This window comes from Nocardioides pyridinolyticus, assembly GCF_054653575.1.
On sequence record NZ_BAAIFY010000003.1, the window covers coordinates 180,737 to 203,125 of the forward strand.

Annotated in this window: 25 protein-coding genes; 14 read left to right on the forward strand and 11 right to left on the reverse strand. The window is 73.3% G+C overall.

Features of this window, described 5'->3' with window-relative positions; genetic code table 11:
- Positions 1-14: 14 nt before the first annotated feature.
- Together ACYQ0U_RS04445 and ACYQ0U_RS04450 are read left to right on the forward strand one after the other, a co-directional pair.
- On the forward strand, positions 15-524 hold the full coding sequence (locus ACYQ0U_RS04445; protein WP_459969836.1) for a DUF5134 domain-containing protein: 510 nt from the start codon (positions 15-17) through the stop codon (positions 522-524).
- 4 nt (positions 525-528) lie between these two features.
- A complete protein-coding gene (locus tag ACYQ0U_RS04450; protein WP_459969838.1) occupies positions 529-675 on the forward strand; it encodes a DUF1059 domain-containing protein in 147 nt (48 codons plus the stop codon).
- A 113-nt stretch (positions 676-788) separates the two neighbouring features.
- On the opposite strand, the gene ACYQ0U_RS04455 is transcribed toward ACYQ0U_RS04450, so the two are convergent.
- From ACYQ0U_RS04455 to ACYQ0U_RS04470, 4 genes are all read right to left on the reverse strand, one after another.
- Positions 789-1,802: a LacI family DNA-binding transcriptional regulator gene (locus ACYQ0U_RS04455; protein WP_459969840.1), complete on the reverse strand. Its 1,014-nt coding sequence runs from the start codon at positions 1,800-1,802 to the stop codon at positions 789-791.
- Positions 1,803-1,833: 31 nt separating this feature from the next.
- The gene (locus ACYQ0U_RS04460) at positions 1,834-2,046 is read right to left on the reverse strand and encodes a hypothetical protein (RefSeq protein WP_459969842.1); all 213 of its coding nucleotides are present in this window, start codon (positions 2,044-2,046) and stop codon (positions 1,834-1,836) included.
- 81 nt (positions 2,047-2,127) lie between these two features.
- On the reverse strand, positions 2,128-4,869 hold the full coding sequence (locus ACYQ0U_RS04465) for an alpha-amylase family glycosyl hydrolase (RefSeq protein WP_459969844.1): 2,742 nt from the start codon (positions 4,867-4,869) through the stop codon (positions 2,128-2,130).
- A gap of 92 nt (positions 4,870-4,961) precedes the next feature.
- Positions 4,962-6,131: an acyl-CoA dehydrogenase family protein gene (locus ACYQ0U_RS04470; RefSeq protein WP_459969846.1), complete on the reverse strand. Its 1,170-nt coding sequence runs from the start codon at positions 6,129-6,131 to the stop codon at positions 4,962-4,964.
- Positions 6,132-6,173: 42 nt separating this feature from the next.
- Here ACYQ0U_RS04470 and ACYQ0U_RS04475 point away from each other — a divergent pair, with 42 nt between their 5' ends.
- From ACYQ0U_RS04475 to ACYQ0U_RS04490, 4 genes are all read left to right on the forward strand, one after another.
- A complete protein-coding gene (locus tag ACYQ0U_RS04475; protein ID WP_459969848.1) occupies positions 6,174-6,740 on the forward strand; it encodes a TetR/AcrR family transcriptional regulator in 567 nt (188 codons plus the stop codon).
- A gap of 41 nt (positions 6,741-6,781) precedes the next feature.
- Positions 6,782-7,459, forward strand: coding sequence for an NADPH-dependent F420 reductase (gene npdG / locus ACYQ0U_RS04480; RefSeq protein ID WP_459969850.1), 678 nt, complete (start codon positions 6,782-6,784; stop codon positions 7,457-7,459).
- Positions 7,460-7,656: 197 nt separating this feature from the next.
- Positions 7,657-8,319, forward strand: coding sequence for a hypothetical protein (locus ACYQ0U_RS04485; RefSeq protein WP_459969852.1), 663 nt, complete (start codon positions 7,657-7,659; stop codon positions 8,317-8,319).
- 150 nt (positions 8,320-8,469) lie between these two features.
- Positions 8,470-8,922, forward strand: a complete 453-nt coding sequence (locus tag ACYQ0U_RS04490; RefSeq protein ID WP_459969854.1) for a PGPGW domain-containing protein — start codon at positions 8,470-8,472, stop codon at positions 8,920-8,922.
- Here ACYQ0U_RS04490 and ACYQ0U_RS04495 read toward each other — a convergent pair.
- The 3 genes from ACYQ0U_RS04495 to ACYQ0U_RS04505 all read right to left on the reverse strand — a co-directional run bounded on the left by ACYQ0U_RS04495 (position 8,880) and on the right by ACYQ0U_RS04505 (position 11,640).
- Positions 8,880-9,539: a hypothetical protein gene (locus ACYQ0U_RS04495; RefSeq protein WP_459969856.1), complete on the reverse strand. Its 660-nt coding sequence runs from the start codon at positions 9,537-9,539 to the stop codon at positions 8,880-8,882. The two genes, ACYQ0U_RS04490 and ACYQ0U_RS04495, sit on opposite strands and share 43 nt — an antisense overlap.
- A gap of 132 nt (positions 9,540-9,671) precedes the next feature.
- A complete protein-coding gene (locus ACYQ0U_RS04500) occupies positions 9,672-10,844 on the reverse strand; it encodes a 4-hydroxybenzoate 3-monooxygenase (protein ID WP_459969858.1) in 1,173 nt (390 codons plus the stop codon).
- Positions 10,845-10,881: 37 nt separating this feature from the next.
- Positions 10,882-11,640, reverse strand: coding sequence for an IclR family transcriptional regulator (locus tag ACYQ0U_RS04505; RefSeq protein WP_459969860.1), 759 nt, complete (start codon positions 11,638-11,640; stop codon positions 10,882-10,884).
- A gap of 71 nt (positions 11,641-11,711) precedes the next feature.
- On the opposite strand from ACYQ0U_RS04505, the gene pcaH reads away from it, so the two are divergent.
- From pcaH to pcaDC, 4 genes are read left to right on the forward strand one after another with little or no spacing between them, the layout of a single operon-like run.
- Entirely contained in the window at positions 11,712-12,485 is a 774-nt protein-coding gene (gene pcaH, locus ACYQ0U_RS04510; RefSeq protein ID WP_459969862.1) for a protocatechuate 3,4-dioxygenase subunit beta, read from the forward strand.
- Positions 12,482-13,000 carry a dioxygenase family protein gene (locus tag ACYQ0U_RS04515; RefSeq protein ID WP_459969864.1) on the forward strand — a complete coding sequence of 173 codons (519 nt, stop codon included), beginning with the start codon at positions 12,482-12,484 and terminating at the stop codon, positions 12,998-13,000. Before pcaH ends, ACYQ0U_RS04515 begins: the two co-directional genes overlap by 4 nt.
- 4 nt (positions 13,001-13,004) lie before the next feature.
- Positions 13,005-14,090: a lyase family protein gene (locus tag ACYQ0U_RS04520; protein ID WP_459969866.1), complete on the forward strand. Its 1,086-nt coding sequence runs from the start codon at positions 13,005-13,007 to the stop codon at positions 14,088-14,090.
- The gene (gene pcaDC, locus ACYQ0U_RS04525) at positions 14,087-15,277 is read left to right on the forward strand and encodes a bifunctional 3-oxoadipate enol-lactonase/4-carboxymuconolactone decarboxylase PcaDC (protein WP_459969868.1); all 1,191 of its coding nucleotides are present in this window, start codon (positions 14,087-14,089) and stop codon (positions 15,275-15,277) included. Before ACYQ0U_RS04520 ends, pcaDC begins: the two co-directional genes overlap by 4 nt.
- A 52-nt stretch (positions 15,278-15,329) precedes the next feature.
- Here pcaDC and ACYQ0U_RS04530 read toward each other — a convergent pair whose 3' ends face one another.
- Complete coding sequence (locus ACYQ0U_RS04530; RefSeq protein WP_459969871.1) at positions 15,330-16,220, reverse strand: LysR family transcriptional regulator; 891 nt, start codon at positions 16,218-16,220, stop codon at positions 15,330-15,332.
- Between the two features lie 70 nt (positions 16,221-16,290).
- Between ACYQ0U_RS04530 and ACYQ0U_RS04535 the strand changes: the two genes are divergently transcribed.
- The 4 genes from ACYQ0U_RS04535 (at position 16,291) to ACYQ0U_RS04550 (ending at position 20,312) form a co-directional block, all read left to right on the forward strand.
- Positions 16,291-17,493: a thiolase family protein gene (locus tag ACYQ0U_RS04535; protein ID WP_459969873.1), complete on the forward strand. Its 1,203-nt coding sequence runs from the start codon at positions 16,291-16,293 to the stop codon at positions 17,491-17,493.
- Positions 17,490-18,161: a 3-oxoacid CoA-transferase subunit A gene (locus ACYQ0U_RS04540; RefSeq protein WP_459969875.1), complete on the forward strand. Its 672-nt coding sequence runs from the start codon at positions 17,490-17,492 to the stop codon at positions 18,159-18,161. Before ACYQ0U_RS04535 ends, ACYQ0U_RS04540 begins: the two co-directional genes overlap by 4 nt.
- Positions 18,158-18,799 carry a 3-oxoacid CoA-transferase subunit B gene (locus ACYQ0U_RS04545; RefSeq protein ID WP_459969877.1) on the forward strand — a complete coding sequence of 214 codons (642 nt, stop codon included), beginning with the start codon at positions 18,158-18,160 and terminating at the stop codon, positions 18,797-18,799. Before ACYQ0U_RS04540 ends, ACYQ0U_RS04545 begins: the two co-directional genes overlap by 4 nt.
- A 130-nt stretch (positions 18,800-18,929) precedes the next feature.
- On the forward strand, positions 18,930-20,312 hold the full coding sequence (locus ACYQ0U_RS04550) for an FAD-binding oxidoreductase (protein WP_459969879.1): 1,383 nt from the start codon (positions 18,930-18,932) through the stop codon (positions 20,310-20,312).
- On the opposite strand, the gene ACYQ0U_RS04555 is transcribed toward ACYQ0U_RS04550, so the two are convergent.
- The 3 genes from ACYQ0U_RS04555 to ACYQ0U_RS04565 all read right to left on the reverse strand — a co-directional run bounded on the left by ACYQ0U_RS04555 (position 20,309) and on the right by ACYQ0U_RS04565 (position 22,382).
- Positions 20,309-20,575, reverse strand: coding sequence for a GlsB/YeaQ/YmgE family stress response membrane protein (locus ACYQ0U_RS04555; protein WP_459969882.1), 267 nt, complete (start codon positions 20,573-20,575; stop codon positions 20,309-20,311). The genes ACYQ0U_RS04550 and ACYQ0U_RS04555 overlap by 4 nt on opposite strands.
- A 46-nt stretch (positions 20,576-20,621) precedes the next feature.
- The gene (locus ACYQ0U_RS04560) at positions 20,622-21,998 is read right to left on the reverse strand and encodes an NAD(P)-binding protein (RefSeq protein WP_459969884.1); all 1,377 of its coding nucleotides are present in this window, start codon (positions 21,996-21,998) and stop codon (positions 20,622-20,624) included.
- A 90-nt stretch (positions 21,999-22,088) separates the two neighbouring features.
- Positions 22,089-22,382, reverse strand: coding sequence for a LapA family protein (locus ACYQ0U_RS04565; RefSeq protein WP_459969886.1), 294 nt, complete (start codon positions 22,380-22,382; stop codon positions 22,089-22,091).
- Positions 22,383-22,389: the final 7 nt, after the last annotated feature.

Below are 22,389 nucleotides of genomic sequence, written 5' to 3' on the forward strand. Positions count from 1 at the left end.
CCGAGGGTGAACGCATGGCGGTCGTCCTGGCGGTGCTGTGCGGTCTCGCCGCGGCGTACTGCCTGCTCCGCTGCGTGCTCCCGCGCTGGCGCGCGGCCGACCACGGCATCGGCGTCGACGCCTGGCACGTGGTGATGGGCGCCGGGATGGTGCTGATGTTCCTGGACCTGATGGGCCGGAGCGCCTCGGTGCTGTTCGCAGCGGGCGCTCTCTGGTGCCTAGGGGCGCTGGTGCGCCGGCACGCCACGGCCGCCCACGCCCGGCTCGGCGTCGCCCTCGCCCTGATGGCGCTGATGCTCCTGCCCTCGCCCGCCACCGCCGCCACCGCCGCGACCCCGCACGGGCACGGGATGGCGGTGGGCCCCTCGGCGTTCCTGGTCGCCGGCGCGGTGGCGGTCGGTGTCGCCGCGGTCAGCGCCGGACGCACCGTGCCCGCCGGCGACGTCCGCGGCCGGCTCGGCCTCTGCTGCGAGGTGGTCATGGCCGTCGCCATGGGCTGGATGGCCGCCACCGCCCTAGGCTGAGGTCGTGAAGACTCGGCTGACCTGCCCGTGCGGTGAGACGATCACGGCGCAGGACGAGGACGAGCTCGTCGAGCTCACCCAGGCGCACCTCGCGGCGGAGCACCCGGGCATGAGCTACGGCCGCGACGAGATCCTGTTCATCGCGACCTGATCCGGGTGCCGGCCGCCAGCGCCCGAACGGCGCAATTGCGCCGAATGGGCGGCTCGAGCCGCGTCTGAGTCGTCCTACCCGCGCAATTGCGCCGAAAGGGCAGCCCGCCGCTTTCAGCCGCGCGGAGGCGCGGTGCTCTCCCGGACCACGAGCCGCGTGGGGAGCAGGACGTCGTCGGGCCCCTCGCCGCGCATCTGGGCGAGGAGGGTCTCGACGGCGCGCCGACCCTTCTCGACGACGTCCTGGCCGACGGTGGTCAGGGGCGGCCGGCTCAGCGCGGCGAGCGAGCTGTCGTCGAAGCCGACGACGGACACGTCGCCCGGGACGGCCAGGCCCAGCTGGTCGGCCGCGCGGATCACGCCGTCGGCGAAGGCGTCGGAGAAGCAGAGCACGGCGGTCGGGCGATCCGGCCCGGCGAGCAGCGTCCGGGCCGCCTCCTCGGCCGCGGTCGCCGGCCGGTAGGGGGTCATCGCGACTTGCGGTTCGATGCCGGCGGCGTCGAGGACGTCGCACCAGCCGAGCATCCGCTGGGCCGCGGGGAAGCTGGGCGAGAGGCCTCCCGCGTTGCCCGCGAGCGTGAGGATGCCGACCTGGGTGTGGCCGAGGTCGACGACGTGCTGGGCCGCGGCGCGGGCGCCGCCCCGGTCGTCGACGTTGAGGCCGGGCACGCCCTCGCGCTTGGTCTGGTCGATCGCGACCTGCGGCAGGCCGCGCCGGTCCAGCCAGGCGAGGTCGACCGAGTCGGGCTCGCAGATGTAGAGCAGCGCCGCGTCCATCGCGACGTCCCGGGACGGGACGTAGTCGTCGCGGCTCGGGGTCAGCAGCGTGAGGGCCAGGCCGTTGTCGGCCAGGGAGTCGGCCACGGAGGCGAAGAACTCCGCCGCGATCGCGTCCTCGAAGGCGTCGCTGAGCCGGTCGTTGAGGACCATGCCGACCGAGCCGGTGCGGCCGCGGGCCAGGGCCCGGGCCGCCGGGTCGGGGCCGACGTACCCGAGCTCGTCGGCCGCGGCCAGGATCTTGGCCCGCAGCTCCGCGCTCAGCTGGTCGGGTCGCGAGAACGCGTTGGACACCGTCATCCGGCTGACACCGACGCGGTCCGCGATCGACTGGAGGGTCACCTTGCCCATAGGTGACTCAGGATAGGGCGGTCACCGACCGTCAGCCCGGCTGGCACGCCTCGGCGGAGCGCGGGCGTGGCTCGACCCGGCGGGCCAGGGCGTGCAGGGCGGCGGCGGACCGCGCCCGGCTGCCGGCCAGCCGTGGCGTGCGCGGCTCCGGCTCCGGGATGACGGGGGCGTCGGGCCGGGCGCTGCCTGCGGTGGCGCGCGCCGCCCGGACGGCCAGGTCAGCGGCGATCGGGTCGAATGTCATGGCTCCTCCTCCGGCAGTGCGTTCACCACCTTCTTGACCGGTACAGTACGCCTGATCTCTGTACCGGTCAAGAGGAGTCGCTCAGTCGGCGGGCTCGACCGACGGCACGTGCGTCACCTGGTCCCAGGTGAACACGTAGGCTGCGCCTCCCCCCGGCACGACGAGGGTCAGGTTGCCGCCGCCGGCGGCACCGCCCGCCCCGTAGTTGATGTCCCACGAGTCGTCGATCGCGACCTTCCACTCGTAGCTGCCCGCGGGCAGCTCGAACGTGCCGTGCCACAGCCCGTCGGAGTCGTCGAAGGCCAGGTGGGTCGCCGCGCAGTCCGGCAGCCAGTCCGCCGGGCAGCCGAGCTCGTCCTGGAGGCTGCCGGCGACCGTCACCGAGTCGACCGCCGCCTCCGGCGCGGCGACCGTGACCGCGACCGGTCGGCTGGTCACCGCGGCGAGGCCGGGCTCGGTCAGCACCGCGCGGTAGCGCACGGTCGTCCCGCGCTCGAGGTCGGAGATGTCGTCGACCCAGGTGTACGCCGGCGCCGAGTCGTCGACGCCGAGCCTCGTCCACGGCCCGCTGCCGACCCGGCGCTGGAACTCCACCGCCTGGAGCGGGCGCTGCGGGTCGACCGTCGCCTCGACCTGGACCGGGTAGACGTCGCCGACCCGGCCGCCGTCGTTCGGGCTGCTGATCGTCAGCTCGGCCTTCGGCACCCGGACGGTCCGGGCGACGGTGCCACGGGTGTGCCCGGCGTTGTCGAGCACGGCGGCGCGGTAGGCGACCTTGGTGCCCGGGCGCAGGGCGGTCGTGTCGTCGAAGACCTGGTACGGCGCCGCGTCGTCGACCCCCACCGTGCGCCACGGTCCGGAGCCGACCCGGCGCTGGAAGGTCACCTCGTAGAACGACGCGCCGCGGACGCGGGCGGCCACGTGCATCCGGCCCTGCGCCGCGGCCGCCGGGGCGGGCTTGCCGAGCGCGATCCCCGGCGCCTTGGGCGACCGGGGGATCCGGGTCCTGGACTCGTAGACGACCGCGGAGAGGCCGGGCACCGCCACGTCGATCCGGGCGCGCGCGTTGGTCGTGAGCCTGGCCGGGCCCTCGCCGTACACCTGGCGGAACGAGCCGCGAGGGAGGAAGGTCCGGAAGCTCGCGGACGCGGGCTCGGTGCTGTTGTTGAGCGCGACGACGTACTCGCGCTGGCGGCGGCGGTCCACCCGCGAGAAGGCGAAGACGCCGGGACCCGCGGAGGCGTAGCGGACCTGCTGGGCGCCGTTGCGCAGCGCCGGGTGCTCGTCGGTCAGCGCGGCCAGGCCGGCGATCGTCGTGTAGAGCGGGTGGTCGGTGACGAAGTTGTCGTCGGCGCCGGTGTTGTCGGTGCCGAGCTGGTCGTCGCCCTGGTACTCCGGGACCTGGCTGGCGAACATCGTCTGGCGCGCGGACTGGTCGCCGCCGAGCCCGGCGAAGCCCTGCTCGTCGCCGTAGTAGACGACCGGGTTGCCGCGCGAGAAGTACATGAGCTCGTGGGCCAGCCGGTCGCGCGCGAGCAGCTCGGCGTCGTCGGCCTCCGGATTGTCGGTCTGGAGGAAGTAGCCGATCCGGCCCATGTCGTGGTTGCCGAGGAAGGTCGGCAGCGCATAGGCGTTCGAGTCGGCGTCGGTGTACCAGTCATCGTTGGCGAAGAACCTCGCCAGCGCCCGGTTGCCGAGCCCCTTGGAGGCGAAGTCGCGGGCCGCGGCCTGGAACGGGAAGTCAAGGATCGCCTGCATCCGATTCGCGGTCGTGTAGTGCGAGGTGAAGCTCTTCGCGGCGGTGCCGCTGCCGTCGAGCGCGACCTCGCCGAACATGAAGAAGTCGTCGTTGCCGTCGGCCGCCGCGATCTGCTGCATGGTGGGGCCGAACTCCTTCCAGAATTCGTCGTCGACGTGCTTCATCGTGTCGATGCGGAAGCCGTCGATGTCGAAGTCCTCGACCCAGGCGCGGTAGATGTCGATCATCCCGTCGACCACCTCGGGCTTCTCGGTGAAGAGGTCGTCGAGGCCGAAGAAGTCGCCGTACTGGCTGTCCTCGCCGGTGAAGGTGGTGTTGCCGCGGTTGTGGTAGTTCGTGACGTCGTTGAGCCAGGCGGGGACCTTGAGGTCCTCCTCGTCCGCGTCGAGCTCGGGCACGTAAGGGAAGGACGTCGCCGGGTCGAGCTCCGGGAACGTCTCGGTGCCGGCGAAGTCGCGGTCGTCGAAGGGGTCCCCGGCGGCGTCGGTGTAGGGGCGCTGGTCCTTGGAGACGTACGCCGTGCGGTCGCCCTCGGCGTAGCCGATCACGTCGGCGGTGTGGTTGGTGATGATGTCGAAGAAGACCTTCATGCCCTGAGCGTGCGCCGCGTCCACGAGGTCGCGCAGGTCCTGGTTGGTGCCGAGGTGCGGGTCGACCTGGGTGAAGTCGGTGATCCAGTAGCCGTGGTAGCCGGCCGACGGGCCGTCCTCGAGCTGCACCGGCTTGTTCTTGAAGATAGGCGTCAGCCAGATGGCGTCGGTGCCGAGGCCCCGGATGTAGTCGAGCCGCTCGCGCAGCCCGACCAGGTCGCCGCCGTTGTAGAAGCCCTTGCTGGTGGGGTCGAATCCGGTGACGTCGCGGCCCCCCGAGAGCCCGCCCTCGTCGTTCGAGGGCTCGCCGTTGGCGAACCGGTCGCCCATGACGAAGTAGAAGTCCTGGTCGCTGAGCCCCGGCCGTGGGGCGTGCCGCGCGTAGCCGCCATCGTCGGGCGCGGCCCAGGCGGGCGCGGCCGTGACGGTAAGGCAGAGGGTGACGAGCAGGGCTGACAGATGACGAAGACGCATGGTCCCTCCCGAGGCGTGACCTGGATCACGGCGATGTTGCAACCTAGATCCACCCACCGACACCGGGCAAGGCCTGCCCCCGCGGGACGCCGTCAGCGTGCGAGGTGCAGCGACCCGCCGCGCACGCGGTCGAGCGACCGGCCGATGACCAGCCGCTGGATCTGGTTCGTGCCCTCGAAGATCTGCATGACCTTGGCCTCGCGCATGAACCGCTCGACCGGGAAGTCGCGCGTGTAGCCGTAGCCGCCGAGCACCTGGACGGCGTCGGTGGTGACCTTCATGGCGTTGTCGGTGGCGACCAGCTTGGCGACCGAGGCCTCGCGGCCGTAGGGGAGGCCCTGGTCCTTGAGGCGGGCGGCGTGCAGCAGGATGGCGCGGGCGGACTGGACCGCGGCCTCCATGTCGGCCAGCACGAAGGCCAGGCCCTGGTGGTCGATGATCCGCTCACCGAAGGTCTCGCGCTCCTGGGCGTAGGCGACCGCGTGGTCGAGCGCGCCCTGGGCCAGGCCGACGGCGACGGCGGCGATGCCGAGCCGTCCGGCGTCGAGCCCGGCGAGCGCGATCTTCAGGCCCTCGCCCTCCGAGCCGAGCAGCCGGTCGGCGGAGACGCGGACGTCGTCGAAGCGCATGGTCGCGGTGGCCGAGCCGGTCAGGCCCATCTTGTGCTCCGGCGGGTCGGCGACCAGGCCGTCGGCGTCCGCCGGGACGAGGAAGCAGGAGATGTCGCCCCGGCCGTCGCCGGTGCGCGCTATCACCTTGTAGAAGTCGGCGTGCCCGCCGTGCGTGGTCCAGGCCTTCGCGCCGGAGATGACGTACTCGTCGCCGTCGCGCCGGGCGCGGGTCCGCATCGCGGCCGGGTCGGAGCCGGCGTGGGGCTCGGAGAGGCAGTAGGCGCCGAGCAGTTCCCCGCTCAGCATGTCCGGGAGCCAGCGCCGCCGCTGCTCCTCGGTGCCCGCGGTCGCCAGGCCGAAGCAGGAGAGGGCGTGGACCGAGACGCCGACGCCGACGCTCGCCCAGATCGCGCCGATCTCCTCCAGGACCTGGAGGTAGACCTCGTAGGGCTGGCCGCCCCCGCCGTACTCCTCGCCATAGGGGAGGCCGAGCAGGCTGGCCCGGCCGAGGGTGCGGAAGACCTCGCGCGGGAAGGTCTCGGTGCGCTCGGCGTCGGCCACGAGGGGGGCGAGCTCGCGCGTGGTGAGGTCGCGGACCAGGCCGATCAGGTCGACGGCCTCGTCGGTGGGCAGCAGGCGAGTGGCGGGCATGAGTACCAGAATACGCCAATTGGTACTGATACCGTCATCCCCGTGCCCCCGCCGCGCCACCAGTTGCTCGACGAGCTGATCGAGCTGTTCCTCGCCGAGGGGTTCCTGGAGTTCGGGATCGGCGACCTCGCCGCCCGGCTGCGCTGCTCGCGGACGACGATCTACCAGGTCGCCCAGAGCAAGGAGCAGGTCGTGCTCGCCGCCGTCCGCGGCTTCTTCCGCCGCGCCGCCGAGCGGATCGAGGCCCAGGTCGCGGCCGAGCCCGACCCGGGAGCGCGGCTCGCGGTCTACCTCACCGCGGTCGCCGCCGAGCTGGCGCCGGCGTCCGAGCGGTTCTACGCCGACCTCCAGGCCTACGCGCCGGCGGCGAGCATCTACGAGGAGAACACCCGGCTGGCCGCGCAGCGCGTGCAGGACCTCGTCACCGCGGGAGTGGCGGCCGGGTCGCTGCGGCCGGTCGACGCGACGTTCGTCGGGGCCGCGGTCGCCCAGGTGATGACCGCGATCCAGGGCGGGCGGATCGCCGCCGTATCGGGGCTGCCGGACGCCGCGGCCTACCGGGCGCTCGCCGACCTGGTCGTGCACGGTGTGGGCGGGACCACTCGCTGAAACCCCACTGCGGTGCCCGGTCGCCTGACAGAGTGCAGGCCATGAGCAACCTCCCCGAGTCCCTGGCTGGCACGACCGTCGCCGTCCTCGGTGGCACCGGACCGCAGGGGCGTGGCCTCGCCCGGCGCTTCGCCGCGGCCGGCGTCCCGGTGGTGATCGGCAGCCGCAGCGCGGAGCGGGCCGCGGACACCGCCGCGGAACTGGCGGAGGCGACCGGGGCCGAGGTGTCCGGCGCCGACAACGCGGGCGCTGCCGCGGCCGGGGACATCGTGGTGGTCGCCGTACCGTGGGACGGCCACGGCGAGCTGCTCGCCTCGCTGAGGTCCGAGCTCGCCGGGAAGGTCGTCGTCGACTGCGTCAACCCGCTCGGCTTCGACAAGCAGGGCGCCTACGCGCTGGCGGTCGAGGAGGGCTCGGCCGCGCAGCAGGCGCAGGCGATCCTGACGGACTCCACGGTGGTGGGCGCGTTCCACAACGTCAGCGCCGTGCTGCTCGAGGACCCCTCGGTCGACTCCGTCGACACCGACGTGCTGGTGCTCGGCGACGTGCGCGAGGCCACCGACCTCGTGCAGGACCTGAGCGGCGTGATCCCGGGCGTGCGCGGCATCTACGGCGGCCGGCTGCGCAACGCCCACCAGGTCGAGGCGCTGACCGCGAACCTGATCTCGGTCAACCGCCGCTACAAGGCGCACGCCGGCGTCCGGATCACGGATGTCTGACCTCGGTGTGCCGGAGATCACCCCGCCGAAGGCGTCTTGACCCGCAAGATAGTTCGCAGTTCGCCGCTGTGACGGGTAATCTTTTCGGGCGGGAGTAGTCCCCAACCTCATACGTCTGACCGACGCGGTCGTCGTGCACCCCCCGGTGCGCGGCGGCCGTGTCGCATGTCTGCGCACGCGCGCCGGAAGGAGTGAACATGAGCCTCGACCTCACCACCGCCGTTGGACTGGCCGGCACCTTGCTGGCGGCCGCCTACACTGTCCCGCAGTTCCGCAAGCTGCGTGGGATGACGACGGCGGCCGGCGTCAGCATCGCCGCGCTGGCGAACTCGACGATCAGCGGCATCGCCTGGACCGTCTTCGGCATCCTCGAGCGCGAGCTCTGGGTCGCCCTCCCCGCGCTGGTCGCGGTGCCCGCCACCGTCGGCGCACTCGTGATCGCCTGGTTCCGGGGCGGCTCGCGCGCCCGGCTCTGGCTGCCGGTCGTCTGGCTGTTCGTGGTCTCGGCCGCGGGCCTCTCGGCCTTCTGGGTCGGCCCGGTCGTCGCGACCGTCGTGCTCGGCTGCTCGGTCGCGCTGCTGGTCACCCCCGCCGCGATGACCGCATGGCGCAGCCACGACGTGTCGGCCATCGCCGCCTCGGCCTGGGCGCTGCTGATCGTGGACGCCCTGCTCGCCGGCGCGTACGGCCTCCTCGCCGACATCGACGCGAACCTGATCTACGCCGCCGTCGCCACCATCGGCTCGCTGGCCATCCTCCTGCGCATCGGCATCCCCGCCCACGTGCACGCCCGGATCGTCCGCCTCCCCGACGGCATGGACCCCGAGATCACCTGCGGCGAGCTGGAGCTGGCTGCCTGAGGCCTGCCTCTTTCGGGGTAGTCCCTGACGTTCCGGGGGTCGACACGCCGTCGGCACCCCTCGTTCGTCGGGGACTACCGTGATGGCGGCGTTCGGATGAGGGCCGCCACAGCCGCTCACCGAGTTGGACCGATCTGACAGTCTTCGGGCATGGGATTCCCGGGGGGAGCGGCCGCCAAGCGAGTCGTCCTGGAGGTCGTGGGGTGGGTGCTGGTCGTGGCCGGGATCGCGGCGCTGGTGCTGCCCGGGCCGGGGCTGCTGATGCTGGCGGCCGGGCTCGTGGTCCTCTCGCAGGAGTACGAGTGGGCCGAGCGCCGCGTGGAGCCGATCAAGAAGAAGGCCCTCCGCGGAGCCGCGGAGAGCGTGGAGACGACGCTCCGGGTCACGCTGTCGACGCTGTTCGCCGTCGGGCTGATCACGTGCGGCGTGCTGTGGATCGTGGGGCCCGACATGCCGGGCTGGTGGCCGTTCCCCGCGTGGAGCTGGCTGCCGGGCGGCTCCGCGACCGGGATCACCCAGGTGCTGTCCGGACTGCTCGCGCTCGGGCTGATCGTCTACAGCTACCGGCGCTTCCGGGTCCGGCACGAGCCCGTCCCCGAGTAGCCACCCCCAACGGCGGCTACCCGGGGATCCGGGCTCAGGCTGCTCGACCCACGCGGGGCAGGTCGCAGACCGGCAGCGGCAGGCCGAGGTCGCAGACCGGGTCGAGGACCGGGCCCGGGTCCGGGGCGCTCCCGCCGCCGGTCGCCGCGTCGCAGATCTCCTGCGAGGCCGGCGTCGCACAGCGGCTGGATCGGGCTCTCGCCACCCGGGCCGGGCGGGTTCGTCGCGGCGTCGCAGATCGGCTGCGGCAGGCCGTTGTCGCAGAGGGCCTGGATCGGGCTGTCGCCACCGGCCGCCGGCGTCGACAGCGTGGCGAGCGCCTCGCAGATCTCCTGCGGCAGGCCGGCGTCACAGGCCGGCTGGAGGTCGTTCTCCGGCTCGCTCGGGGCCTGGTTGTTCCGGCACTGGCGCAGCTTCTTCTTGGCCTTCTTCTTGGCCTTCTTGGCCTTGGCCAGCGACTTCTGCTGGGCGTACCCGGCCTTGGCCGCCACGGTCGTCTGGCTGCTGGTGCCGGTGCTGGTGTGGGCGCCCGCACCGGTACTGACCGCGCCGGCGAACGTCAACGCGAACGCGACGCACCCGGCCAGCACCAGCTTCGCTGCACTTCTCATGGTCATGTCCCTCCTCCTCGGGTGGGGAGGTGCCCACGCCGAAGTGGCGCCAACCACAGGTCCACACCGGCTCCGTCGCGGTCAGGCGACCGGCGAGCGCCCGACCGTCGCCGTCGCGCGGTGCACCTCCTGTGAGTCTCAGAACCCGATCGGCAGGCCCGCGTAGTTCTCCGCCAGCCCGGCCGCGCCGGCCGCGCTCGTCGCGACCCACTGGAGCTGGGAGCGCTGGAGCTCGCGGTCGAACGGGTCGTCGCTCGCGTGCAGCATCGTGGTCATCCACCACGAGAAGTGGGTGCAGCGCCAGACCCGGCGCAGCGCGGTGTCGGAGTAGGCGTCCGCGAGGGCGGGGTCGCCCTTGAGCAGCGCGGCGAGGGCGGGCGCGAGGAGGGCGACGTCGGCGACCGCGAGGTTGAGACCCTTCGCGCCGGTCGGGGGCACGATGTGCGCGGCGTCGCCGGCGAGGAACAGCCGGCCGTGGCGCATCGGCTGCGACACGTTCGACCGCATCGGCAGCACGCTCCGGTCGGTGATCGCGCCGGTCGCCAGCGACCAGCCGTTCTGGCCGTGGCCGAGCCGGGCCGCGAGCCCGTCCCAGATCCGGTCGTCGGACCAGTCGGCGAGGTCGGTGTCGTTGGGGACCTGGAGGTAGAAGCGCGAGACGGTCGAGGAGCGCATCGAGTGCAGCGCGAACCCGTCCGGGTGCCAGGCGTAGATCAGCTCGTCGGTCGACGGCGCCACGTCGGCCAGGATGCCGAGCCACGAGTAGGGGTAGGTCCGCTCCCACGTCCGGCGTACGCCGGTGGGCACGGCCGCGCGCGACGGCCCGAACGAGCCGTCGGCGCCCACGACCACCTCGGCCTCGAGCCGTCGGGTCGCCCCGGACGCGTCGGTGAACGTCACCGACGGGCGGTCGGTCCCGAGGTCGTGCAGCGCGGTGTCGCGCACCCCGTAGACGATCTCCTGGCCGCGCCGGTGGGCCGCCTCGACGAGGTCCGTCTGCACCTCGGTCTGGCCGTAGACCCACACGGACCGGCCGACGAGGTCCACGAAGTCGAGGTGGTGCCGCTCGCCGAGCCACTGGAGGTAGACCCCGCGGTGCTGGTCGCCCTCGCGGGCGAGCCGGTCACCGAGCCCGACCGCGTGCAGGAGGTCGACCGTCGACTGCTCGAGGATGCCGGCGCGGATCCGGCCCGCGACGTACTCCTCCGAGCGCGTCTCGACCACGACGGACTCGACGCCGTCGGTCGCCAGCAGGTGGGAGAGCAGGACACCGGCGGGGCCGGCGCCGACGATGGCGACCTGCGTGCGCATGCCCGGCAGTCAACGGCCCGGCAGGCGGGCCGGGCCATCAGCTGCTTCCGCTGGACGAAAGCGCGCGCCCGACGCCCCGGGCGGCGACGTGCAGCGCGCCGGTCAGCCGGGCCCGGTCCCTGAGCGAGGGCACGACGATGCCCAGTGAGGCCACGACCTCCTGGTCGCGGCGGATCGGCACCGCGATCGAGCAGGCGCCGAGGCTCATCTCCTCCGTGGTCGTCGCGTGGTCGTCCTTGAGCACTTTGGCGAGCTGGCGGCGCAGCAGGCCCGGCTGGGTGACGGTGTACGGCGTGACCCGGGTCAGGTGGGCGAGCACGTCCTGGACGACCGGCGCCGGCGCGTGGGCGAGCAGCACCTTGCCGACGCCGGTCGCGTGCATCGGCAGCCGCGAGCCGACGCTGCTCACCACCGGCACGGACGCGTGCCCGGCCAGCCGGTCGAGGTAGAGGACCTCGCTGCCGTCGCGCACCGCGAGGTGGACGGTGGCGAGCGTGGCGCCGTACAGGTCGTGGAGGTACGGCGAGGCCAGCTCGCGCAGGCCGGACTGCACGGGTGCCAGCAGGCCGAGGTCCCAGATCCGGCGGCCGACGACGTAGTCGCCCGCCGGCGTCCGGGCGAGCGCGCCCCAGCCGACGAGCTCGCCCACCAGCCGGTGCGCGGTCGGGATCGGCAGCCCGGCCCGGGTCGCGAGCTCGGTCAGCGTGAGGCGGGGATGACGCTCGTCGAAGGCGCCGAGCAGCGCCAGCACGCGCGAGGCGACGGTCGCGCGCGGGGTGGAGGTGTTGCCGGCCATGGCGTCCAGTCTTCCACTGGCCGGAAAGCACGTGTCGTCAACGCCGTGCGCGGCTCCCTACCGTCGAGGCCGTGACCACCAGCTCTGACGCCGCCTCCGGGACGCAGGCCGAGATCTCGTCGGAGATCGAGCGGATCGCCCAGGAGTACGACGCCGGCGGCACGACCGAGACGGCTCCCCGGCTCGACTACCCGCCGTACCGGTCCAGCATCCTGCGGCACCCCACCAAGGATCCGCACCACGGCGATCCCGAGGGCATCGAGCTGTGGTCGCCGGTCTTCGGACAGCGCGATGTCGACCCGCTCGAGGCCGACCTGACCATCCAGCACGGCGGCGAGCCGATCGGCGAGCGGATCGTGCTGACCGGCCGGGTGCTCGACGGCGAGGGCCGCCCGGTGCGCCACCAGCTGGTCGAGGTCTGGCAGGCGAACGCCGGCGGCCGGTACATCCACCAGCGCGACCAGCACCCGGCGCCGCTCGACCCGAACTTCACCGGCGTCGGCCGCTGCCTCACCGACGGCGACGGGTGGTACCGCTTCACCACGATCAAGCCCGGGCCGTACCCCTGGAAGAACCACCGCAACGCCTGGCGTCCCGCGCACGTGCACTTCTCGCTGTTCGGCCGCGAGTTCACCCAGCGGCTGGTGACCCAGATGTACTTCCCCGGCGACCCGCTGTTCGCGCTCGACCCGATCTACCAGGCCATCGTCGACCCGGCCGCCCGCCAGCGGCTCGTGGCGACCTACGACCACGACGTGACCACGCACGAGTGGGCGACCGGCTACCGCTGGGACATCGTCCTGACCGGCAGCCACCGCACCCACTTCGAGGAGGACGAGCAGTGAGCCTGCCCCCGACCCCGGGCCAGACCATCGGCCCGTTCTTCGGCTACGCCCTGCCGTACGCCGGCGGCCCGGAGCTCGTCCCGCCCACCCGGCCGGACGCGGTCCGGCTGCACGGCCGCGTCCTCGACGGCGCGGGCGACCCGGTGCCCGACGCGCTCCTCGAGCTCTGGCAGCTCGCGCCCGACGGCACCGTCCCGCGGTCCCCGGGCTCCCTGCACCGCGACGGGTACACCTTCACCGGGTGGGGCCGGGCCGAGACGGACCGGACCGGGCACTACCAGTTCACGACGCTGCGGCCGGGCGGCGAGGCGCCGTTCTTCGCGCTCACGATCTTCGCCCGCGGGCTGCTCGACCGACTGCACACGCGGGCCTACCTGCCGGGCACCGCGCCCGCGCGGTGGCCGGGCCGGTCCGCGGAGGCCGACGACCGCGGCTTCGTGTTCGATATCCGCCTTCAGGGCGAGGACGAGACCGTCTTCCTGTCGTACGCGCAAGACGCTCTGCCGGTTGAATAGGGCCATGGCGGACCTGTTCTGGCCCGGCGACGAGCGCGCGGGGCAGCACTTCACCGGCGCGGCGTTCCTGCGCGCGATGGTCGAGGTCGAGTCGCAGTGGCTCGGCGACACCCTCGAGGTGCCCGAGCTCGAGCCCGGGCTGGCCGAGGCCGGCGGCAACCCGGTGATCCCGCTCGTGCGGCTGCTGCGCGAGCAGGACGCCCGCGTGCACCGCGGCCTCACCAGCCAGGACGTCGTCGACGCGGCGCTGATGCTGATGGCCGAGGCCGCCGTCGCCGAGCTGCGCGGCCACCTGGCGTCGGTCGTCCGCACCCTGGCCGGGCTCGCCACCGAGCACCGCGACACCCCGATGGTCGCCCGGACGCTCACCCAGCACGCCGTGCCCACGACCTTCGGCTTCCGGGTCGCCGTCTGGCTGACCGCGGTCCTCGACGCGGACGGCGACCTCGCCCGCCTGGCCTTCCCGGGCCAGGTCGGCGGCGCCGCCGGCACCCGCGCCGCGATCGTCGAGCTCGGCCGTGAGATCCCGCTCGGCGTCCCGCGCTGGCACACGACCCGTGCGCCGGTGACCCGGCTGGGCGACGCGCTCGCCGGCTGCACCGACGCCTGCGCACGGATCGCGAACGACGTCGTGACCATGTCGCGCCCCGAGATCGGTGAGCTCGCCGAGGGCTCGGGTGGCGGCTCGTCCACGATGCCCCACAAGGCGAACCCCGTCCTGTCCGTGCTCGTCCGGCGGGCCGCGCTGACGACGCCCCAGCTCGCCGCGACGCTGCACCTGGCGGCCGCCCAGCAGGTCGACGACCGGGCCGACGGCGGCTGGCACGCGGAGTGGGCGACGCTGCGCGACCTGGTCCGCCGCACGCTGGTCGCCGCGTCGCAGACCGCCGACCTCGTCGCCGGGCTGCGCGTCGACACCGGCCGGATGGCCGCGACGCTCGCCGCGGCCGGCGACAGCGCGCTCGCCGAGCAGCGCAGCATGACCGACCACCCCGCGCCGACGTACCTCGGCGACGCCACGGCCTGGGTCGACGAGGTCGTCGCCCGCGCCGAGCAGAGTCTGGGCCCGACCCTGGAGGAGACACCGTGACCCCCGGCATCACCGCCGTCCGGATGACGGCCGCCCGCGACCGCTCCGAGCTGCCCCTGCTGGTGCTCGGGCCCTCGCTCGGCACGTCCGCGGCCACGCTGTGGACCGCCTGTGCCGCCGGCCTGACCGACGCCTTCGACGTCGTGGCGTGGGACCTCCCCGGCCACGGCCACAACCGGGCGGTGCCCGAGGAGCCGTTCACGATGCCCGAGCTCGCCGCTGGCGTGCTGGCGGTCGTCGACGACCTGCTCACCGAGCGCGGCGAGCCCCGCGCGCCGTTCTTCTACGCCGGCGACTCCGTCGGCGGCGCCGTCGGGCTCCAGCTCCTGCTCGACGCGCCCGACCGGGTCGTCGCGGCCGCCCTCCTCTGCAGCGGTGCCCGGATCGGCACCGCGGAGTCGTGGGCCCAGCGGATCGACGCCGTGCGCGCGTCCGGCACGCCGTCGCTCGTCACCGCCTCCGCCGAGCGGTGGTTCGGGCCCGGCTTCCTCGACCGCGAGCCCGAGCGCGGCAGCGCGCTGCTGCACGCCCTCTCCGACGTCGACGACGAGGGCTACGCCCGGGTGTGCGAGGCGCTCGCGGCCTTCGACGTCCGCGAGGAGCTGGGCCGGATCAAGGCTCCGGTGCTCGCCGTCGCCGGTGCCGACGACGTGGCCACCCCGCCCGAGACGCTGCGCGAGGTCGCCGACGGCGTCGCCGACGGGACGTACGTCGAACTGTTCGGTGTCGCGCACCTGGCTCCGGCCGAGGCGCCCGACGAGGTGGCCCGGCTGCTGCGTGAGCACTTCCTCGGCGAGACCCCTCCTCCGCCCGCGCCGTCCGGCTCGGACGGGATGCGGGTCCGCCGCGAGGTGCTCGGCGACGCGCACGTCGACCGGGCGTCGGCCGCCACGACGGACTTCACGCGCGACTTCCAGGAGCTGATCACGGCGTACGCCTGGGGCGAGATCTGGACCCGTCCCGGCCTCGACCGCCGCTCCCGTTCGATGATCACGCTGACCGCGCTCATCGCCCGCGGCCACCACGAGGAGCTGGCGATGCACGTGCGCGCCGCCCTGCGCAACGGACTCACCGTGGAGGAGATCAAGGAGGTGCTGCTGCAGTCCGCGATCTACTGCGGCGTGCCCGACGCCAACACGGCGTTCCGGATCGCGTCCGCGGTGCTGACGGAGGAGGGCCTGCTGTAACGCCGGGTTATTCGCTGTTCCCCCCGGGGTTGCAGCCGGGTGGGAACAGGCACTAACCCGGCGTTACAAGCGCGGCGACGAGCTCGGCCACCCGGCGCACGGCCGGGGAGTCCTCCCCGGCGCGCGTGGCGAGGGCCAGGTCGATCGTCGGAGGGTCACTGAGTGCGACGTAGCTGACGCCCTCCAGGCCCAGGCTGCGCACGGGCTCCGGGACGAGCGCGACGCCGAGCCCGGCCGCGACGAACACCACGAGCGTCGAGGTCTCGGCGACCTCGAGGACCGGGGACGGCTCGAACCCGGCGGCGGCGCAGGCCTCCAGCACCCGGGCGTGCACCGAAGACCGGTGGCCGGACGGGTGCATGACGAACGGCTCCCCGGCCAGCCGGGCCAGCCCGATCCGCCGCCGTCCGGCGAGCGGGTGGTGGGCCGGCAGGACCGCGACCAGGCGCTCGGTCCGGAGCGGGCGGACGTCGAGGCGCCCGTCGTCGGGCGGGCCCGGCCGCAGCAGCGCGAGGTCGTAGGTCCGGTCGGCGAGCCCGGCGACCAGCTGCGGGGAGAGCAGCTCGCCGCGCAGCTCGAGCTCGACGTCGGGGAGCTCGCGCGCCACCTCCCGGGCGACGCGCGGCAGGACGTCGTACGTCGCCGTGCCGATGAACCCGACCGAGACCCGGCCGGCCCGGCCCGTCGCGAGCAGGGCCATGTCGTCGTTCGCGCGCTCGACGTCGCCGAGGACGGTCCGGGCGTGCTCGGCGAAGCGCGCGCCGGCCGCGGTCAGCTCGACCCGCCGCGTCGTGCGGGTGAGGAGGGGGACGCCCAGCTCGCGCTCGAGCTGCTTGACCTGCTGGGAGAGCGCGGGCTGCGCGATGTGCAGGCGCTCGGCGGCGCGGCCGAAGTGCTGCTCCTCGGCGAGCACGGCGAACGAGCGCAGGTGCCGCAGTTCCATGCAGCCAACTTATCAATCAGGTGGGATTCGGTATTGGAATCGATCAACCGATGCGGCCTACGGTGAAGGCATGACTGCTGCCTTCGTGTACGCCGCCGCGCGCACGCCGTTCGGCCGCTTCGGTGGCGCCCTGGCCGAGGTACGGCCCGACGACCTCGCCGCCACCGCGATCACCGGCGTCCTGGCGAAGGCGCCGGACCTCGACCCAGGCCGGGTCGGGGACGTCGTCTGGGGCTGCGCCAACCAGGCCGGCGAGGACAACCGCAACGTCGGCCGGATGGCGGTGCTGCTCGCGGGCCTGCCGGTCGGCGTGCCCGCGACGACCGTGAACCGGCTCTGCGGCTCCTCGCTCGACGCCGCCATCATCGGCTCGCGGACCATCGAGTCCGGCGACGCCGACGTGGTGCTGGTCGGCGGCGTCGAGTCGATGACCCGCGCCCCCTGGGTGCTGCCCAAGCCGTCGCGCGGGTTCCCGGCCGGCAACGTCACCGCGGTCTCGACGACGCTGGGCTGGCGCCTGGTGAACGAGAACATGCCGGAGGAGTGGACGGTCTCGCTCGGCGAGGCCAACGAGATGCTCGGCGAGAAGTTCGCGATCTCCCGGGAGCGGCAGGACGAGTTCGCCGCCCGGTCGCACAACCTCGCGGACGCCGCGTGGGAGGCCGGCTTCTACGACGACCTCGTGGTCCCGGTCAGGATCGGGCAGGGGGACCATGCGCGCGACGAGGGCATCCGGCCCGGCTCGACCGCCGAGAAGCTGGCCGGCCTGAAGCCGTCCTTCCGCAAGGACGGCACGATCACCGCGGCCAACGCGTCCCCGCTCAACGACGGGGCGTCCGCCGTACTGCTCGGGTCCGAGGACGCCGGCCGCTCGATGATCGGCCTCGACCCCGTCGCCCGGATCGCCGGCCGCGGGGTCAGCGCGGTGGAGCCGCCGATGTTCGGCTACGCACCCGTCGAGGCCGCCGACCGCGCCCTCGCCCGCGCCGGCATCACGTGGGCCGACGTCGGCGCCGTCGAGCTCAACGAGGCGTTCGCGATGCAGTCGCTCGCGTGCGTCGACGCGTGGGCCGGAAGTGGGCTGAGAGACCCGGAGATCGTGAACGCCAAGGGCGGCGCGATCGCGATCGGCCACCCGCTCGGCGCGTCCGGCGGCCGGATCCTCGGCACGCTCGCCGCGCGGCTCCAGGAGTCCGGAGACCGGTACGGTGTGGCCGCGATCTGCATCGGCGTCGGCCAGGCGCTCGCCGTCGTGCTGGAGAACGTGTCGTGAGCGCGGTCGTCTGCGACACCACCGCCGAGGCGGTCGCCGGGATCGAGGACGGCGCCACGGTGCTGGTCAGCGGCTTCGGCCTGGCCGGCATGCCGGTCGAGCTCGTCGACGCGCTCATCGACCAGGGCGCCACCGACCTGACCGTGGTCTCCAACAACGCCGGCAACGGCGACACCGGGCTCGCGGCGCTGCTCGCGAAGGGCCGCGTGCGCAAGGTCGTCTGCTCGTTCCCGCGACAGAAGGACTCGTGGGTCTTCGACGGGCTCTACCGCGAGGGCAAGATCGAGCTCGAGCTCGTGCCGCAGGGCAACCTGGTCGAGCGGATGCGCGCCGCCGGCGCCGGGATCGGCGCGTTCTTCTGCCCCACCGGAGTCGGCACGCCCCTCGCGGAGGGCAAGGAGAAGCGGGAGATCGACGGCCGCACCTACGTGCTCGAGTACCCGATCCGCGGCGACGTCGCGCTCGTCGGCGCCCACCGCGCCGACCGGATGGGCAACGTCGTGTACCGCAAGACCGCACGCAACTTCGGCCCGGTGATGGCGACCGCCGCGACCACCACGATCGTGCAGGTGCGCGAGGTCGTCGAGACCGGCGAGATCGACCCCGAGGTGGTCGTGACGCCGGGCATCTACGTGGACCGCGTCGTCGAGGTGGGGGTGGCGGTATGAGCCTCAGCAAGGACGAGATGGCCGCGCGGGTCGCGCAGGACGTCCCGCGCGGTGCCTTCGTCAACCTCGGGATCGGCCAGCCCACGCTGGTCGCCGACCACCTCGACGCGGACTCCGGCGTCGTGCTGCACACCGAGAACGGCATGCTCAACATGGGTCGGGCGGCCGTGGGCGACGAGGTCGACGGCGACCTGATCAACGCCGGCAAGGTCCCGGTCGTCGAGCCACCGGGTGCGGCGTACTTCCACTCCGCAGACTCGTTCGCGATGATGCGGGGCAGCCACCTCGACGTGTGCGTGCTGGGCGCGTTCCAGGTCAGCGCCGGCGGCGACATCGCCAACTGGCACACCGGCGCGCCCGACGCCATCCCCGCCGTCGGTGGCGCGATGGACCTCGCGATCGGGGCCAAGCAGGTCTTCGTGCTGATGACGCTCTTCGACAAGGACGGCGCGCCCAAGCTGGTGCCCGAGTGCACCTACCCGCTGACCGGCGTCGGCTGCGTGTCGCGCGTCTACACCGACCTCGCGGTGTTCGAGGTCGGGCCGGACGGCGTCGTGGTCGTCGAGACCTTCGGGACGACGCGCGAGGAGCTGGCCGAACGGCTCGACGTGCCGCTGCGACCGATTTCGCCCACGTGAGGGATGTCGCCGGCGGTGTCCGTCGCTAGCGTCGCGACATTCCGCCTGCCGCGCTCGGGACGTCCTGACTGAGCCTCCGCGCCCCTGTCGCCCCGGCCGCGACAGCGCCGAGCAGCGAGGAGGATTCCCCATGAGCGCCCAGCTGGACACGTTGCGCGAGTCGGTCCGGGGGACCGTCATCGGCCCGGACGACGCCGGGTACGACGAGGCACGTGCGGTCTACAACGCCATGATCGACCGGCGACCCGCCGTCGTGGTCCGAGCCGTCAACGCCGGCGACGTGATGACCGCCGTGCGGTTCGCCGCCGACCATGGGCTGACGGTCGCTGTCCGCGGAGGCGCCCACAGCGTCCCCGGCTTCGGGACCGCGGACGACGCCGTCGTGGTGGACCTCTCGGCGATGCGCGGAGGCCGGGTGGATCCGGCCGCGCGCACCGTGCGGGTCGGCGGCGGCGCGACGTGGGGCGACCTCAACGCGATGACCTACCCCTTCGGCCTGGCGACGACCGGGGGCATCATCTCGACCACCGGCGTCGGTGGTCTCACGCTCGGGGGCGGCATCGGCTACCTCACGCGCGGCCTCGGCCTGTCGCTCGACAACCTCATGTCGGCTGACGTCGTCACGGCGGACGGAACGTTCCACCAGGCCAGCGAGGACGAGGACGAGGACCTGTTCTGGGCCATCCGCGGCGGCGGTGGCAACTTCGGCGTCGTCACCTCCTTCGAGTTCCACCTGAGCCCGGTTCGGGACATCTACGGCGGGCCCATGTTCTTCGAGCTCGACCGAGCCGGTGACCTGCTGCGGTTCTACCGCGACTTCATCGTGGACGCCCCCGTCGAGCTCGGTTGCTTCCCGGCGTACCAGATCGCCCCGCCCCTACCGTTCATCCCGGAGGACCGCCACGGCGAGCCGTTCGTGGCCATGGTGGCGTGCTGGGCCGGGGACCTCGAGGCCGGCGAGAAGGCGCTCCAGCCGATCCGTGACGTGGCTCCGCGGGTGGCCGAGATGGTTGGCCCGATGCCCTACCCGGCGCTCAACAGCGCCTTCGACGGGCTCGTCCCCCCGGGGCTGCACCACTACTGGAAGGCCAACTTCGTCAAGGAGCTGACCGACGACGCGATCGCGGCACATCTGGAGCACGGCCCGAGGCTGCCGGCCCTGAACTCGACCATGCACATCTACCCGATCAACGGGGCCTGCCACCGCGTCGCCCCGGACGCGACAGCGTTCGCCCACCGCGACGCGACCTTCGCGACCGTGATCGCCGGGATGTGGCCACCCGACCAGGTGGACGACGAGGTGGCTACGACCTGGGTCAAGGACTACTACGCCGCCACGGCGCCGCACTCCGAAGCCGGTGGCTACATCAACTTCGCGGCCGAGGACGACCAGGACCGGGTCCGCGCGAACTACGGCCCCAGCTACGACCGGCTGCGGCAGATCAAGTCCAAGGTCGACCCTGGGAACATGTTCCGCCACAACCAGAACATCGCGCCTGTCGGGGCCAGCTAGCGCAGTTGCCGGTGCTTGGTGCCGCCGGTGACGGCCTCGGCGGTGCCGACCAGGGCGACGGCGGCCACGACCGACAGCACGAAGCCGAGGATGTTGAGCTCCCAGATCGAGCCGGTGCCGAGCAGCCAGGCGACGGTCCCGCCGATGAGCGAGCCGACCAGGCCCAGGCCCAGGGTGGCGAGGAGCGAGAGGTGCTGGCGGCCCGGCTTGAAGAGCCGGGCCAGCGCTCCGATGATCACGCCGGCGACGAGGAATCCGATCATCGCCCCAGTGTTGCTCGGCGCTCCAACCACGCCGACGACCCGCGGCCTACCGCTCGGCCAGCTCCGTGAGCCGGGCGATGCCGGGCGCGGTGTGCCGGGCGATCCGCTCGACGGCGTCCTCGAGCTCCGGTGTCCGCGGCGTCCCGGGCGGGATGCGGGCCGGGTTGAGGGCGACCCCGTCGGCCCAGCCCTTGATGTCGGGCTCGGCGTTGAAGGCCGCCGACGCGCGGAAGCCCAGCACGTTCATGCGGGCCCAGTCCTCGAGCGAGTTGCCGAACGACGAGGGAGGGCACAGCCGGTTCTTCTCGGCGTCGTCCGTGCGCGTCGCCTCGACGTAGCCGGTCAGCGCGGCCCCGAAGCAGGGGAAGCCGGCCCGGATCGGCTGGAGGGTGATCACGTCCTCCTGCCACACCGGGACGCGGGCCGGCTGCTTGAGCCCGTCGGCCGCGCAGTTGACCACGACCGCGTCCGGCGGCAGGTCGACGGTGCCCCCGTCGAGCTCGATCCGGTCGCGGTGCACCGTGCGGATGTGGCCCAGCCGGACGACGTCCTCGATGCTGCGCAGGAGCTCGAGCTCCCACCGGGCGAGCGTCGGCGCCTTGGCCATCGTCGGCATCACCGACCGGTCGACGCGGTGCATGATTCCGGCGTCCTCGAGCCGCAGGAAGAGCTCGGGCAGCGAGGCTGCCGCCTCGGCCTCGGCCATCGTCGTCGCGACCATGCCGAGGAAGATCGTCGGGTCGGGCTGGATCACGGCGCGGTCGAGCATCCACGGGTCGCGCGGGCGGACCCACCTGATGGCGTCCGGGTCGACGCCATGGGTCAGTAGCCAGACGATGGTGTCGGTCGCGGTCTTGCCCGACCCGACCACGACGTACCGGCTCGGGCTGTGGTCCTGGCGGACCACGTCGTTGACCGGGATCACCGGAGCCCCCTCGGCGACCCCGAAGCGCGGCGGCGACTCGGCCGGGATGTCGGGGGAGAGGTAGCGGCCGTCGACGACCCGGCAGTGCTCGGGCACCGCGAACCGCTCGCCGGAGATCCGCGAGAAGAACGTCCGGTCGCCGGCGTACTCGCACCCGCCGAAGAACTCGACCTTCCCCGACGCGATCATCCGGTCGGTCAGCACGTCGCTGAAGTACGAGGCGATCTTGGGCTGGTCGGCGCGCTCGTGCAGGCCCGTCTCGGGCCCGGTCTCCTGGATCCGGCCGCCGCCGAGCAGCGTCGAGGCGACGCCGTAGAACGTCGAGGACTGGTGCAGTCGGACGAAGGGGTACGCCGCCAGCCAGTGCCCGCCGACGCCGTGGCGCCGGTCGACCAGCGCGACCCGCACGTCGGCGTGGTCGACCAGCGCATCGGTGAACGCCATGCCGATGGCGCCGGCGCCGATGACCAGGTAGTCGACCTCGAGCGTGCGGGTCACATCGGCAGGTTAGGGCACGGCTCCCGATCCGGAATCGCCTGCAACGGGGACTTTCGCATCCGACTCGGCGGCGTTGTCGGCGGCCGCACCCTAGCGCCGATCGTGCTTGATGCGGCGGCGCAGCTGCCAGATGCGGAGGGTGCCGACCAGGGCGGCGAGCGCGATGCCGATGACGGCGGCGATGAGCAGGGCCACCGCCAGCGGCGCCGTGCCGTCGACCCACAGGAACGAGATGTGGACGTCGTCGGTGTTCTGCGCGACGAAGACGACGAGCAGCGCCAGGAGCACCGCGGCCGCCACGACCGCGACCCAGGCGCCGCCGGTCCGGGATCGGCGCAGCGGGTCCTTCGGCGGGGGCGGCGGGGTCGGGTCGGTCTCGGCCATGCCGGTC